The sequence below is a fragment of the Duganella sp. AC917 genome (assembly GCF_979258245.1).
The window spans coordinates 4,415,282-4,430,230 of sequence record NZ_OZ409848.1; the positions used below are offsets into that span (position 1 = coordinate 4,415,282).

The 14,949-nt window shown below is 67.2% G+C and carries 12 protein-coding genes; 1 reads left to right on the forward strand and 11 read right to left on the reverse strand.

Annotated elements, in window-relative coordinates; all coding sequences use genetic code 11:
* Positions 1–5 precede the first annotated feature (5 nt).
* The 6 genes from ACZ0BA_RS19220 to ACZ0BA_RS19245 all read right to left on the reverse strand — a co-directional run bounded on the left by ACZ0BA_RS19220 (position 6) and on the right by ACZ0BA_RS19245 (position 7,796).
* Positions 6–581: a HutD/Ves family protein gene (locus ACZ0BA_RS19220; RefSeq protein WP_463452803.1), complete on the reverse strand. Its 576-nt coding sequence runs from the start codon at positions 579–581 to the stop codon at positions 6–8.
* A complete protein-coding gene (locus ACZ0BA_RS19225; protein ID WP_463452804.1) occupies positions 578–1,963 on the reverse strand; it encodes a formimidoylglutamate deiminase in 1,386 nt (461 codons plus the stop codon). The genes ACZ0BA_RS19220 and ACZ0BA_RS19225 overlap by 4 nt, the downstream gene beginning before the upstream one ends.
* The gene (hutG, locus tag ACZ0BA_RS19230; protein ID WP_463452805.1) at positions 1,960–2,748 is read right to left on the reverse strand and encodes an N-formylglutamate deformylase; all 789 of its coding nucleotides are present in this window, start codon (positions 2,746–2,748) and stop codon (positions 1,960–1,962) included. The genes ACZ0BA_RS19225 and hutG overlap by 4 nt, the downstream gene beginning before the upstream one ends.
* Positions 2,749–2,759: 11 nt before the next feature.
* On the reverse strand, positions 2,760–4,307 hold the full coding sequence (gene hutH, locus ACZ0BA_RS19235) for a histidine ammonia-lyase (protein WP_463452806.1): 1,548 nt from the start codon (positions 4,305–4,307) through the stop codon (positions 2,760–2,762).
* Positions 4,308–4,320: 13 nt separating this feature from the next.
* Complete coding sequence (hutU, locus tag ACZ0BA_RS19240) at positions 4,321–6,024, reverse strand: urocanate hydratase (protein WP_463452807.1); 1,704 nt, start codon at positions 6,022–6,024, stop codon at positions 4,321–4,323.
* Between the two features lie 92 nt (positions 6,025–6,116).
* Positions 6,117–7,796 (reverse strand): amidohydrolase, encoded by a 1,680-nt coding sequence (locus ACZ0BA_RS19245; protein ID WP_463452808.1) that lies wholly within the window; start codon positions 7,794–7,796, stop codon positions 6,117–6,119.
* Positions 7,797–7,943: 147 nt separating this feature from the next.
* Between ACZ0BA_RS19245 and msbA the strand changes: the two genes are divergently transcribed.
* Positions 7,944–9,788: a lipid A export permease/ATP-binding protein MsbA gene (gene msbA, locus ACZ0BA_RS19250; protein ID WP_463452809.1), complete on the forward strand. Its 1,845-nt coding sequence runs from the start codon at positions 7,944–7,946 to the stop codon at positions 9,786–9,788.
* On the opposite strand, the gene ACZ0BA_RS19255 is transcribed toward msbA, so the two are convergent.
* Genes ACZ0BA_RS19255 through ACZ0BA_RS19275 form a run of 5 tightly spaced genes read right to left on the reverse strand, consistent with a single transcriptional unit; the run spans position 9,785 to position 14,949 of the window.
* Positions 9,785–11,707 (reverse strand): hybrid sensor histidine kinase/response regulator, encoded by a 1,923-nt coding sequence (locus ACZ0BA_RS19255; RefSeq protein ID WP_463452810.1) that lies wholly within the window; start codon positions 11,705–11,707, stop codon positions 9,785–9,787. The two genes, msbA and ACZ0BA_RS19255, sit on opposite strands and share 4 nt — an antisense overlap.
* The gene (locus tag ACZ0BA_RS19260) at positions 11,704–13,095 is read right to left on the reverse strand and encodes an ATP-binding protein (RefSeq protein WP_463452811.1); all 1,392 of its coding nucleotides are present in this window, start codon (positions 13,093–13,095) and stop codon (positions 11,704–11,706) included. The genes ACZ0BA_RS19255 and ACZ0BA_RS19260 overlap by 4 nt, the downstream gene beginning before the upstream one ends.
* Entirely contained in the window at positions 13,095–14,141 is a 1,047-nt protein-coding gene (locus ACZ0BA_RS19265) for an ATP-binding protein (protein WP_463452812.1), read from the reverse strand. The genes ACZ0BA_RS19260 and ACZ0BA_RS19265 overlap by 1 nt, the downstream gene beginning before the upstream one ends.
* A complete protein-coding gene (locus tag ACZ0BA_RS19270) occupies positions 14,129–14,596 on the reverse strand; it encodes an ATP-binding protein (protein WP_463452813.1) in 468 nt (155 codons plus the stop codon). Before ACZ0BA_RS19270 ends, ACZ0BA_RS19265 begins: the two co-directional genes overlap by 13 nt.
* Positions 14,593–14,949, reverse strand: coding sequence for an STAS domain-containing protein (locus tag ACZ0BA_RS19275; RefSeq protein WP_090317440.1), 357 nt, complete (start codon positions 14,947–14,949; stop codon positions 14,593–14,595). The genes ACZ0BA_RS19270 and ACZ0BA_RS19275 overlap by 4 nt, the downstream gene beginning before the upstream one ends.

Sequence of the window (14,949 nt, forward strand, 5' to 3'; positions counted from 1 at the left end):
AGCTGCTAGATATTGATGATGTCGACCACGAACACGGTCGCCTGCGCCGCCTCGATGCTCCACATCTGTTCCGATTCGATCACCAGCATGTCGTAGCGCACCATGGCGATGCGTTCGCGCGCGCTGCTGACGGACAGGCATTCGCCATCGGCCACGAACACCAGCGTGGTGCTGGCGCGCCGGTTCAGCTCCAGCGTACCGCGCACCACGCACGCCTCCAGCCGGTGGCGGCAACGGCCGCGCCGCGTCATCACATTGAAATCGGTGGTGTTGGCGCCGGTGACGGTGGCGTGCACCGTGTCCTCGCCGGCGAACTCGATCAGCGGCTCGCTGGGGCTGAGCACCACGCGCTCATCGCCGAAATCGAGCAGCACGCCGTCGCCGTCGACCAGCGCCAGCGTACGGTCGATTCCCGGAAATGCGGAAAACGGGCCGTCCTGCGTAATCGTCGCCAGGCTGACGCGCCAGTCGAAATCGTCAAAACCGGCGCCGGGAGGTGAGGCGGCGATTTCGGTCGTGCTGCCGCCGCCGTTCTTCCACGGCGCGGGCATCAGGCTTGCATACTGGATCAGCTGGGTCATCGGAACTCCCTCAGTTCGGCCATCGTCTGCTTGAAGCGCGCAGCGATCGCCTGCTGCGCCACGTGCTGCTGGTTGCGTACTACCCACTGGCCGCCGACCATGACGTCCTTGACCAGATTGTCGTTACCGCTGAAAACGAAACTGCCGAGCACCTCGTCCAGCGCCAGACCATACAGATTCGGGTGATCGTCATCGAGCACGATCACATCGGCGCGGCGCCCCGGCGCCAAGGCGCCGACCGGCCGTCCCGCCGCCTGCGCGCCGCCGCGCAAGGCGCCCTGCCACAAAAAGTCGCCGACGCTGCGCTGCGTCGCCGACACCGCGATATTGCGGCGCTGGTGCTGCAGGCGCTGTCCGTATTCCAGCCAGCGCAATTCCTCCACCGGGCTTTGCGAGATATGACTGTCGCTGCCGATGCCGAAGCGGCCGCCCGCCGCGAGGAAATCCTCCAGCGGGAACAAGCCGTCGCCCAGGTTCGCCTCGGTGGTCAAACACAGGCCGGCCACCGCGCCGCTGCCGGCGATACGATCGACCTCGCCGCGCGTCAGGTGGGTGGCATGCACCAGGCACCAGCGCTCGTCGACATCGACATGGTCGAGCAGCCACTCGACCGGGCGCCGCCCGCTCCAGTCCAGCGACTGCCGCACCTCCTGCTGCTGCTCGGCGATATGGATATGCACCGGCCGGCCGGGCGGTGAGGCCGCCAGCACCGCGTTGATCTGCGCCACCGACGCCGCGCGCAGCGAATGCGGCGCCACGCCAACCTCGGTCTGCGCATTGCGCAACGGTTCCAGCGCCTCGATCACGCGCAGCACATCGGCGACGTCCGTCTTGAAACGCTGCTGCTCAGGTTTCAGGGCGCTTTCGCCAAAACCTGAATAACTATACAACACCGGCAGCATCGTTACGCCGATTCCGGCCAACCGTGCGGCGGCGATCACCCGCTCCGCCGTTTCGGCCGGACGCGGGTACATGGCGCCGTCGGGCGCCCGTTGCACATAGTGGAATTCGCACAGCGACGTGTAACCGTGGCGCAGGCACTCGGAGAACAGCTGGGCTGCGATGGCCTCGATGTGGGCGGGCGTGATGTTGCGGGCGAAGCGGTACATCAGGTCGCGCCAGGTCCAGAAGCTGTCCTGGACGCCGCCGGCCTTGTGCGGTCCGGCTTTTTCCGTGCGCCCGCCCAGCGCCCGCTGGAAACTGTGCGAATGCAGGTTGATCATGCCCGGCAGTGCGTATTCGACGATTTCGACGGGTTCCGCGCCCTCGGCGGCGGCGCCGGCGCGCACCGCCGTGATGGCGCCCGCCGCGTCCCACTCGATCAGCACATCGGTGCGCCAGCCCTCGGGTAGCAGCGCATTCCGGGCAAAGAGCTGGTTCATCGCCGCGCCCAGTCGGCGGCGGCCCGCGTCATCTCGCGCAGCAGCCCCCTCACCTGCTCGGCGCGGTCGGGCCGGTAGCCGTACGGCGCTTCCTCATCCATATAAGTCGACTGGCACATCTCCAGCTGGATCGCATGCACGTTCGCCTCCGGTTTTCCGTAGAAGCGCGTGATATGCCCGCCCTTGAACCGGCCGTTGACGGCCACGCTGAAGCGCTGCTGCGCCAGCGCGCGCGACACCACCGCTTCGCTCAGCCCCGGCGCGCAGCTGACGCCATCGGCGGTACCGAAGTTCAGGTCCGGCAGTTTGCCCTCGAAGAAGCGCGGCACGTGCGAGGCGATCGAGTGCGCGTCCCACAGCGCCACCGCGCCGTGCACGGACAGCAGCCGGTCTAGCTCCCCGCGCAACTGGTCGTGATACGGTTTCCAGTACAGCGCCAGACGCCGTTCGACCTCCGCCTGGTTGGGCACTCGCCCTTCCAGATACAATGGCTCGCGGTGGAAGGTATCGACCGGGCACAAACCGGTGGTGTCCTGGCCGGGATAGAGATTGGTGTTCTCCGGCGGCCGGTTCAAGTCGATCACGTAGCGCGACCAGCGCGCCGACAAGGTCGAAGCCCCCATCTCGCCAAGGAAATCGTACAGGCGCGCCAGATGCCAGTCGGTGTCCTGTTTGTCGACGGCGGCCGGCGTCATCGCCGCCGCCACGTCGTCGGGGATATCCGTGCCCACGTGCGGCATGGACACCAGCAAGGGTATGCTACCTGCTTTGAACTGATAATCCATGGCGCCCCCGGTTATGGATGCAGCGATGTGAACAACTCCTTGCACGACGCGCTCAACTCGCCGCGCATGACCATGCCCTTGGCCGCTTCGATATCCGGCGCGAAGAAGCGGTCCTGGTCATAGACGGCGACCTTCTGGCGCAGCTGCGCATGCACGTGCTCCAGATGCGGGGAAGTCGTCAGCGGACGATGGAAATCGATCCCCTGCGCCGCCGCCAGCAGCTCGATGCCGATGATCACCGCCGTATTCTGCGCCATATCGTCGAGGCGGCGCGCCGCGTACGTCGCCATGCTGACGTGGTCCTCCTGGTTGGCGGAGGTCGGAATGGTGTCGACGCTGCCCGGATGGGCCAGCGACTTGTTCTCCGACGCCAGCGCGGCGGCGGTGACATGGGCGATCATGAAGCCCGAGTTCAGGCCCGGCTCGCGCACCAGGAACGGCGGCAGGCCGGACAAGGTGGCGTCGATCAGCAGCGCGATGCGGCGCTCCGAGATGCTGCCGATTTCGGCGATCGCCAGCGCCAGCGTGTCGGCGGCAAAGGCCACCGGCTCGGCGTGGAAGTTACCGCCCGAGACCACCACCGACAGCTCGCCGTCCTTGAACAGCAGCGGATTGTCGGTTACGGCGTTGGCCTCGATCAGCAGGGTGCGCGCGGCGTTGCCGATGATGTCCCAGCATGCGCCCATGACTTGCGGCTGGCAGCGCAGGCAGTACGGATCTTGCACACGCTCGTCGCCGACCAGGTGCGAGGCGCGAATCGCGCTGTCGCTCACCAGTTGGCGGTAGATCGACGCGGCGGCGATCTGGCCCGGCTGGCCGCGCACCTCATGTACTCGGGCGTCGAACGGCGAATCGCTGCCCTTGGCCGCGTCCAGCGACAGAGCGCCGGAGACCATGCCCGCCTCCAGCAAGCGCTCGGCCATGAACAGGCCATGCAGCGCCAGCGCGGCCGAGACCTGGGTGCCGTTGATCAGCGCCAGACCCTCCTTGGCGGCCAGCACCACCGGCGCGATGCCGGCGGCCTTGAGAGCCTCCGCCGCCGGCATGATCTCGCCGTTGAAGCGCACGTCGCCCACGCCCAGCATGGCCAACGTCATGTGCGACAGCGGCGCCAGATCGCCGGAAGCGCCGACCGAACCCTTGGCCGGAATGGCCGGCATGATGCCGGCGTTGTACAGCGCGATCAGCGTCTCGACGATCAGCGGGCGCACGCCGGAGTAGCCGCGCGCCAGGCTGCCGATTTTCATCAGCATGATCAGGCGGCAAACGGCGTCCGACAGCAGCTCGCCGGTGCCGACGGAGTGCGACAGGATCAGGTTGCGCTGCAGCTGTTCAAGCTTGTCGTCCGGGATGCGGGTCTTGGCCAGCAGGCCGAAACCGGTGTTGATGCCGTAGGCGGCGTCGCCCTTGGCGACGATGGCGCGCACGGCGGCGGCGGACGATTCGATCACCGGCCAGGCCTCGGCCGCCAGCGACAACGGTGCGGCGGCGGTCCATACGGCGCGCAGTTCGGACAGCGTCAACGCGCCAGGCTTTAAAGTCAATGCATTGGTGGTCATGTAAGTTCTCGAATTATTTGATCATTGGGAGATTGAGGCCGTTGCGCTTGGCGCAATCGACCGCCGTCTCGTATCCCGCGTCGGCGTGGCGCATCACGCCGCTGCCGCTGTCGTTGACCAGCACCCGCGCCAGGCGGCGCGCGGCGGCGTCGGTGCCGTCGGCAACGATCACCACGCCGGAGTGCTGCGAGTAGCCCATGCCGACCCCGCCGCCGTGGTGCAGCGACACCCAGGTCGCGCCGCCGGCGGTGTTGAGCAAGGCGTTCAGCAGCGGCCAGTCGGAGACGGCGTCGGTGCCGTCCTTCATGCTCTCGGTCTCACGATTCGGGCTGGCGACCGAGCCGGTGTCCAGATGGTCGCGGCCGATGACGACCGGCGCTTTCAGCTCGCCGCTGCGCACCATCTCGTTGAAGGCCAGGCCGGCGATGTGGCGCTCGCCCAGTCCCAGCCAGCAGATGCGCGCCGGCAGGCCCTGGAAGGCGATGCGCTCGCGCGCCATGTCCAGCCAGCGATGCACCTGCGCGTGGTGCGGGAACAGCTCCTTGATCTTGGCGTCGGTCTTGTAGATATCTTCCGGATCGCCGGACAGCGCCACCCAGCGGAATGGCCCACGGCCCTCGCAGAACTGCGGACGGATGTAAGCCGGCACAAAGCCCGGGAAATCGAAGGCGTTTTGCACGCCATGGTCGAACGCCACCTGGCGGATGTTGTTACCGTAATCGACCACCTTGGCGCCCAAGGCCTGGAAGTCCAGCATCGCCTGCACATGCACCGCGCACGAAGCGGTAGCCGCCTCCTTGAGCGGCGCGTGGCGCGCGTCGTCATGCTGCGCGGCCTTCCACTCTTCCACGCTCCAGCCCTGCGGCAGGTAACCGTTGATCAGGTCATGCGCGGAGGTCTGGTCGGTGACGATGTCCGGCACAATGCCGCCGGCCCTGGCGCGCCGCACCAGTTCCGGCAGCACATCGGCCGCGTTGCCCAGCAGGCCGATGGAAATCGCGTCGCCATTAGCCTTGTGCAGCTTGATCATCTCCAGCGCCTCGTCGATGCTGGCGGCCTGCTTGTCCAGATAGCGGGTGCGCAGGCGGAAATCGATGCTGCTTTGCTGGCACTCGACCGTCAGCGACACCGCGCCGGCCATCGTCGCGGCCAGCGGCTGCGCGCCGCCCATGCCGCCCAGTCCCGCCGTCAGCACCCAGCGGCCTTTAAGGTCGCCGCCGAAATGCTGGCGGCCCGCCTCGGCGAAGGTCTCGTAGGTGCCCTGCACGATGCCCTGCGTGCCGATGTAGATCCAGCTGCCAGCGGTCATCTGGCCGTACATGAACAGGCCTTTGCGGTCCAGTTCATTGAAGTGCTCCCAGTTGGCCCACTTCGGCACCAGGTTCGAATTGGCGATCAACACGCGCGGCGCGTCCTCGTGGGTCTGGAACACGCCGACCGGCTTGCCCGACTGGATCAACAGCGTCTGATTGTCTTCCAGCTCGCGCAGCGACGCCAGGATCTGGTCGTAGCACTGCCAGTTGCGCGCGGCGCGGCCGATGCCGCCGTAGACCACCAGGTGCTTGGGATTTTCCGCCACTTCCTTGTCCAGATTGTTCTGGATCATGCGGTAGGCCGCTTCCGCGCCCCAGTTCTTGCACGTTAGTTGCGACCCGCGCGGGGCGCGGATCTCGCGGCTGGCGTCAAAACGGGGATCGCTGTCTAAATGGCTGGTCATGGGGCCTCCTCCTGTGGATGATGCCCACAAGGATAAGTTGTATAGACAACCAAGTCAAGCCGGTTTTGGCGCCCGCCTCGGGCTACCCTCGTCTATTTTTTATACACGCGCTTGCCGCCCATCCAGGTCTGCAGCACCACCGTCTTGCCGATCTGCTCGGGCGGCACCTTGAACAGGTCGCGATCGACCAGGATGAAGTCGGCCCACTTGCCCGGCTCCAGCGAGCCGATGGCGTTCTCCTGGTGCGCCGCGTAGGCCGCGTCCAGCGTAAAGCAGCGGAACGCCTCGGTCAGCGTCATCGCCTGGTTCTTGTACCAGCCGCCGGCCGGCACGCCGGCGTTGTTCTGACGCGTGACGGCCGCGTGCAAGCCCTCGAACGGATTGGGCGACTCCACCGGGAAGTCCGAGCCGCAGGCGATCTTCGAGCCCTGGTCCAGGAAGGTGCGCCAGGCGTAGGCGCCCTTGATGCGCTCATGGCCGACGCGGTGCTCCGCCATGTTCTGGTCGGACGTCGCATGCGTCGGCTGCATCGACGGGATCACGCCCAGCGTCTTGAAGCGCGGGATGTCGTCCGGCGCCACCACCTGCGCGTGCTCGATCCGGTGGCGCAACTGCGCGTTGTTATATTTGGGGATCAGCTGCGCGTAAGCGTCGAGGATCTGGCGGTTGCCGGCGTCGCCGATGGCGTGGATATTGACCTGATAGCCGGCCTTCATCGCCTTGTTCATCTTCGACAGCATCTCGTCGTTGGGGTAGAACAGCAGCCCCTTGGTCGACGGCATATCGCTGTAGGGCGCCATCAATGCCGCGCCGCGGCTGCCCAGCGCGCCGTCCGCGTACAGCTTGACCGCCGCCAGCGCGTAGACATCGTTGGCGTACGACTTGAGCGGGCCTTCCTTGGCCAGCTCGTCGAAGTCGCCGGCGGTGTCGCCGATCATTGCGTACACGCGGGTGGTCAGCTTGCCGTGGTCGGCGTAGTCGCGGTACAAATCGTCCTGCGCCACCTTGATGCCGGCGTCGTGCACGCTGGTCAGCCCGGCCTTGGCCAGCACCGCCAGCGCGTTGTCGAGCGTGCCGCGCGCCTGCGCCGGTGTCGGCAACGGCACCACCTTGTTGACCAGCTCCATGGCGCTGTCGACCAGCACCCCGGTCGGCTTGCCGTTGGCGTCGCGCTCGATCTTGCCGCCGGCCGGATCGGGCGTGTCCTTGTTAATGCCGGCCATCTCCAGCGCCTTGGTGTTGACCCAGCTGGCGTGCGCGTCGACCCGGTGCAGCAGCACCGGCCGGTCGCCCACCACGGCGTCGAGTTCGGCGGCGGTCGGGAAGCGCCCCAGCTTCCACACTTCCTGGTTCCAGCCGTAGCCGACGATCCAGGCGTTTTTAGGGTGGGAGCGGCTGAATTCGGCCACCGCGCGCACCGCGCCGCCGAGGCTCGTCGCGCCGAACAGGTCGACGCCGGAGGCGATCTCGCCCAGCTCGAATACGTGGCCGTGGGCGTCGATCAGCCCCGGGAGCAGGGTTTTGCCCTGGGCGTCGATGTGCTGCGCGTCCGGCAGCTTGGCCGCCGTGTCCTTTTCGCTGCCCACCGCGATCACCCGTCCCAGATCGTCGAACCCCAGCGACGTGAAACGCTGCAGGGTGCCCGCCGCCGTCAGCGTGTAACCGTTGGCGTGGTCGATGATGGTGTCGGCGTGGGCCGGCGCCAGGAAGGTGGACAGGGCAAAAGTCGTTGCCGCTGCCAGGGTGGAACGTTGCAAAGGGGTGGTGCGCATTAAATCTCTCCATTCGGTAGCAAGATCAGAGTGTAACCAAGTTTGCGGCCGGGTCAACCGAACTCGCAACGGGTGTCGGGGTTTTGCACGCGGGCACGCTTGCCGGAGGGGTACAATGGCGGATTCGCCGCTCTCAGAACGCCACACGTGTCCAGCCGCCTACTCTATATCCGCCTGCTCAACCAGTTCCGTCCTTATGTCTGGATCGCCGCCGTCACCTTGTTTGCCGTCGGCCTGGCCGCGGCCACCGACGTGCTGCTGATCCGGCAGTTGCAGAACGTGGTCGACGCGCTCACGCCCTCCAACGGCGTGACCGCCATCAAGGCGCCTGCGAGCGGCGTGATGGCCATGCTGCAGAAAGCCCTGGACCGCCTGCTGCCGCAAGACCCTCTGCGCGCCGGCCTGTGGACCATCCCGGTGGTGATCTTCGGCCTGGCGCTGATGCGCATGGTCTCCAGCTTTGTCGGCGAGTACGGCGCGGCATGGCTCAGCAGCCGGGTACAGGCCAACCTGCGCGAGCAGATGTTCGCCCGCATCATGCGCCTGCCGAACGGCTATTTCGACCAGTCCTCGACCGGCACTACGCTCTCGCGCGTGGCGTTCGATGCCGCCCAGGTCGCGCAGGCGGTGCTCAACGTCGTCAACGTCGCCGTGCGCGACACGGTGCTCACCGTCGGCTACCTGATCACGATATTCCTCGCCGACTGGCAGCTGGCGATATTCTGCCTTGGCCTGCTGCCGCTGGTGGCGATCATCGTGACCTTCGCCGCGCGCCGCATGCGCCACCTGAGCAAAAGCGCGCAGGCGGCCATGGGTGAGCTGACCAATGTGCTCGACGAGAGCATCAGCGGCCAGCGCGTGGTGAAAATCTTCGGCGGCCAGCAGTATGAGCAGACCCGCTTCGACCGCGTGGTCAAGACCAACCGCCAGTTGGCGGTCAAGCACGCGGCGACGTCGGCGCTCAACTCCGGCATCATCATGCTGTTGATTGGCATCACGGTGTCGTCGGTGATCTACTTCGCGCTGCTGCGCAACCAGGCCGGCGCGCTGTCGCCCGGCGCCTTTGTCGCCTTCATGACCGCGCTGATGGCGATGCAGTCGCCGATCAAGAGCCTGACCAAGATCAATGAACCGATGCAGCGCGGCCTGGCCGCCGCCGAATCGGTGTTCGGCCTGATCGACAGCGACACGGAAGCCGACACCGGCGGCAAAACGCTGGAGCGCGCCGAAGGTCGCCTGCAACTGGAAGACGTCAGCTTCCACTATCGCGGCGCCGACGGCCAGCCGTTGTCGCCCGACGCGCGCCCGGCGCTGGACCGCGTCTCGCTCGACATCGCCGCCGGCGAAACGGTGGCCTTGGTGGGCAGCTCCGGCAGCGGCAAAACCACCTTGGCCGGCCTGCTGCCACGCTTCTACGATGTCAGTTCCGGCGCCATCAAGCTCGATGGCGTCGACCTGCGCGAATACACGCTGGCGTCGCTGCGCAGCCAGATCGCGCTGGTGAGCCAGGATGTGGTGCTGTTCAACGATACGCTGGCGGCCAACATCGCCTATGGCGATCCGGCGCCGTCGATGGAGCGCATCGAGGCGGCCGCGCGCGCGGCGCACGCGCACGAATTTATCGAGCGCCAGCCGGGCGGCTACCTGGCGCCGGTGGGCGAGAACGGATTGCGCCTGTCCGGCGGCCAGCGCCAGCGCCTGGCGATCGCCCGCGCGCTCTATAAGAATGCGCCGATTCTGATCCTCGACGAAGCCACCAGCGCGCTCGACACCGAATCGGAGCGACTGGTGCAATCGGCGCTGGAAGTGTTGATGAAGGGCCGCACCACGGTGGTCATCGCGCACCGCCTGTCGACCATCGAGAATGCCGACCGCATCGTGGTGCTCGACGCCGGCCGCATCGCCGAAGCGGGCAGCCACGCCGCGCTGCTGGCGCAAAACGGCATTTATTCGCGTTTATATCAAACGCAAAAAAGCGTGCAAATCGCTTAAAGCAGGCGCAGCGTCTGCTGCAGTTCGTCGATCGCGGCCGGTTTGACCAGGTGGAAATCGAAGCCGGCGGCGGCGGTTTTCTCGCGGTCCTCGGCTGAACCGAAACCGGTGTGCGCGATCAGCCGGATGCGCGACAGCGCCGAATCGGCGCGCAGCATGCGCGCCAGTGCGTAGCCGTCCACGTGCGGCATGCCGATGTCGAGGATCATCGCGTGCGGCGCGAAGTCGCGCGCGCTGGCTAACGCGGTCGCCGCGTCGTGCGCCAGCCGCACCTCGTAGCCCAGCAACTGGAGCAGATCGCTCAACACCTCGCCGGAATCGATGTTGTCGTCGACCACCAGCAGCCGGTTCAGGCCTTTGGCCGACGCCGGCACCGGCGAACCCGCGCCCGCCACCGGCGCTGAAAGCTCCGTTCCGGGCGCGACCAGCACCGGCAGCTCGATGACGAAGCTGCTGCCCTGGTCGGTGCCGGCGCTTTCGGCGTACACCGTCCCGCCATGCATCTGCACCATCTTCGATACCAGCGACAGGCCGATGCCCAGGCCGTCGTGCGCGCGGTCGTGCGTCGAGGCGCCCTGCGCGAACATGTCGAAGATGCGCGGCAGGTTTTCGGTCGAGATGCCGATGCCGTTGTCGCGCACCGCGATGCGCACGCGGTCCGGCGCCGGCAACGTCACCTCCAGCCGGACCTCGCCGCCGACGACGGTGAACTTGGCCGCGTTGTGCAGCAGGTTGCCGACCGCCTGCGCCAGCCGCACCGGGTCGCCGTGCAGGCGAATCGGCTGCGGCGGCACGACCACGGTCAGCGTGTGTCCGCGCGACTCCATCAACGGCCGCGCCGTCTCCAGCGCCGGCTCGAGCACCGATTGCAGCTCCAGGTCCTCCAGCTTCAACGCCAGTTTTCCCTCGGAGATGCGGGCCACGTCGAGCAGGTCGTCCACCAGCCGCGCCAGATGGCCGACCTGGCGCATGATCACCTGGCGCGCCTTGCGGTGCACCTCGACCTGGCTGGCGTCGGCCACGCCCATCAGCGCGACCGCGTTGCGGATCGGGCTCAATGGATTGCGCAGCTCGTGCGCCAGCGTCGCCAGGAAGTCGTTCTTATTGTCGTCGGCCGCGCGCAGCAGGCCTTCCATGGTTTTACGCTGCGTGATGTCGCTGCTGATGCGGGCGATGCGGTACGGCGTATGGGCGGCGTCGCGCACCTGGAAGGCGCGGTCGCGCACCCAGCGCAAGGTGCCGTCGGCCAGCAGCAGGCGGTACTCCTCGTCGTAATGCTCGCCGTGCTGGGCGCCCTCCCAGCGGGCGGCGACGGCGATGCGGTCGTCGACGTGGATCGCGTTGAGCCAGTCGCCGGTGTTCTGCTGCAGCTGCGCCGCCGGCCGCCCCCAGAAGGAATCGTAGGCATTGTTCACGTACAGCAGCGCGCGGCTTTGCAGGTCGAACATCCAGAACACGTCTTCGATGTTTTCGGTCAGCTGGCGGAAGCGCTCCTCGCTGTTGCGCAGCTCCGTCTGGGTGCGCTGGAGACGCAGCAACGCGTTGACGTTGGCCACCAGCTCGTCGGCCTCGATCGGCGCGGCCAGGTAGTTGTCGGCGCCGCCCTCCAAACCGCGTATCTTGTCGTCGCGCCCCGTCAGCGCGGCCGACGTTTGCAGCACCAGCACGCCGGCCGTCAGCGGATCGTCCTTGATGCGGCGGCACACCTCGATGCCATTGATGTCGGGCAGTTTCACGTCCAGCAGCACCAGCGCCGGCAGCATCTGGCGCGTCAGCGCCAGCCCGTCGGTGCCGTTGGCCGCCTCCACCACCTTGAAGCCGGCGCCGTGCAGGATGCGCGTCTTGACGTAGCGCGCGCCATCGTTGTCGTCGACATTCAGGATCAATATGCTGTCGTTGGTCATGGCCTTGTCCTTCATGGCGCGTCCTCGGCGGCGCCCTCAAACCGGCGCGGCAGGTGCAGCGAAAAAGTCGAACCGGCGCCGATGACGCTGGCCACGTCCACCGAGCCGCCCAGCAGCTGCGCCAGCTGGCGGCACAACGGCAGCCCAAGGCCGGTGCCCTTGGCGCCGGCCTGCAGCGGATGGGCGATCTGGCTGAACTCCTCGAAAATCAGTTGCAGGTTGTCGGCTTCGATGCCGATGCCGGTGTCGCTGACCGTGAAGGTGAGCAGGTCGCCGCCTTCGTCGTGCAGCGCCACCTCCACCTGGCCGGCCTGGGTGAACTTGAGCGCGTTCGAAATGAAGTTGCGCAGGATCTGCGCCACCTTGGGCTCGTCCGACCACAACCGGCACGACGCCGGCGGTTCGACGAACACCAGCTCGACGTCGGGATTGCGCGTCAGCGGCCGCAGCATGCCCTTGAGGGTGCTGAACAGATTCTCGATATCGATCGGCGCGATCGTCAGTTCCACCTTGCCCGCCTCGATCTTGGCCAGGTCCAGCAGGTCGTTCACCAGCTCCGACAGGTCGAAGGCGGCGCTGGCGATGAAGCCGACCTGGCGCTCCTGCTCGGGGGTCAGGTCGCCGTCCATGCGGTCGAGCAGCAGCTTGGCCAGCGCCCGGATCGAGCTTAGTGGCGTGCGCAGTTCGTGGCTGGTGTTGGACAGGAAGCGCGACTTCATCTCGTCGGCCTTGCGCAGGCGCTCGGCCTTTTCCTCGATCTCGGCGTACAGCGCCACCACGCCGCGGTTGGTGTCCTCCAGCTCACGGGTCAGCGCCAGCAGGTCGTCCTGGCGCTCGCGCAGCTCGGCCAGGGCGGCGCCCAGCTCGCGGTTTTGCTGCTGCATCTCCGAATAGGTATTCTGCACCGGGCTGGCCGCCAACTCGGCGCCGATGCGCGCCAGGCCGGCGGCGTCGATGCGCTGGCCGGCCGGCAGGTCCTTGCGCATGACCACCGTCAGGCCGCCGCCGTCCGCGTGTTCGACTTCGCAGTCGTCCATCAAGCGCCGCGCGGTGAGGATGGCGCTTTCGAACTGCACCGCCGCAGACTCCATCTCCACGCCGGCGGCCGGCACCGGGGGCACGAAGGCGGAAACGGAACCCGACGCCGGCACCGGCCGCGCTTCGGCGCGGATCGACACCGTCAACTGCGCCACCGCGCCGCGCTGGTCGAGTGCGAACTGCCCGCGCCCGCCGGAGAGCCTGCCGTACGCGCAGCGCGCCACCTCGGACACCGCCGTCGCCACCCGCACCTGGTCCTGCACGCCGAAGCCGAGGAGACCAGTGACCTGGCGCGCGCGCTGGCGCACCAGCACCACGTCAGGCTCGCTGTCGATGCCGACTTGCAGAATGCGGGTAAGCGACATCAACGTTCTCCCGGACAGCGTTGTACCAGCACACAGGCGTCGTCGCGCACGCGCGCGTGGTCGCGCAGCAGCACCGCCGCCACGATGGCCGGATCACACGCGGCCAGGCCCGGATACTGCGCCAGGTCCCACTGCGTGGCGATGCCGTCGCTGGCCAGGATCACCAGCGCGCCGGGCGGGCATGGCAGCACGAACTCCTGCACCTTGCGAATATTGTGGCCGACGATGCCGTTGTGCGACATCATCTGCCGGCGCTCCTCGCCGTCGATGATACAGGCGCCGATGTTGCCGACGCCGGCGAACGACAGCTGGTGCGACTCCAGGTCCAGCAGCGCGATCGCCTGCGCCGCGCCGCGCGTGGGCCGCAGCGCCGCGTGGCACACCTCGATCTGCTGCGCCGGGCGCATGCCCGGTTGCAGCGCCATGGCGTCGACGGCGGCGCGGCCGGCCTTGGCCGCCTCCGGTCCGTGTCCGAGGCCGTCGACCACCATCAGCGCAATGGCGTGCCGCTGGCGCGCCACCAGCCATGCGTCGCCGCTTTCAGTCTCGCCGGCCAGCGGCAGGCACACCGCGCCGGTCAAGGACGGCGAAGGCGTGGCCGAGCCGGCGCTGGCGCCCGGGCCGACGCGCGCCCATAAACGCATGCAAAACACCGCGCCCTTGCCCGGCACGGCATAAACGTCGAATTCGTCGGACAGGCGGCGCATTGCCCCCAGGCCGGTGCCAGCGGTGCCGGCACTGGAGACGCCGTCGCGCAACGCCTGGCCCAAATTGGCGATGCCTGGCCCCTTGTCGAGCGCCAGCACCTCGACGCCGGCGCTGTCGCCGCTAAACACCGGCAACAGCGCGATGCGGCCCTCGCCGGCGTGCTTCAGGATGTTGGTGGCCGCCTCGCTGATGACGATGGCCACCTGGCCGCTGCGCACGTCGTCGAAACCGGCGTCCTGCGCCATGCGCTGGCCGCAACGGCGGGCGGTGGCGATATCACTGGGATGAACAATTGAAATCCACTGCTGACCATCGAAAGAACTGGCTATTTTTTCCATTTGACGACCGCGATCGCGGTGCCCTCTCCACTGCGTGAATCGATGTCGAATTCGTCAACAAGTCTTTTGGCGCCGCCCAGGCCCAGGCCCAGGCCGCCGCCGCTGGTGAAACCGTCGCGCAGCGCCTGCGGGATATCGGCGATGCCGGGACCGTCGTCGGCGAACACCAGCCGCAGCCCCTGGCGCACGCCATCGGTCAGCTCCTGAGCGACGACCACCCCGCCACCGCCGTATTTAATGGTGTTGCGCGCCAGCTCGCTGGCAGCCGTCACCAGCTTGGTCTGCTCGACCAGGCTCAATTTCAACGCCAGCGCATGCTCGCGCACAACGCGGCGCACCGCCACCACGTGCTCGTCGGTGTGCAACGGCAAGGTTTGGCTGGCGCGCACCATGCGGTCCGCTACCAGCAACGGCGAGGCGAAGCGGACCGGGTCCGCTGACGACGCACCGTTCATTGATAACTCTTGCCGAGCAGTGCCATGCCTTTTTCGACATTGAGCGCGGTTTTCACGCCCGGCAGGGTCAGGCCCAGCTCGACCAGGGTGATGGCGACGGCCGGCTGCATGCCCACCAGCACCGTTTGAGCGTCGAGCACGCGCGCCATCGCGGCGGTGTTGCTGATCATGCGGCCGATAAAGGAATCGACCAGGTCGAGCGCCGAGATATCGATCAGCACGCCCTTGGCCTGGTCCTTGACGATGCGCTCGGTCAGGTCGTCCTGCAATGTCATGGCCAGGCGGTCATGCATGTCGACCTGGATCGTCACCAGCAGCAGGTCGCCGATACGCAGAATAGGTATGCGTTCCAT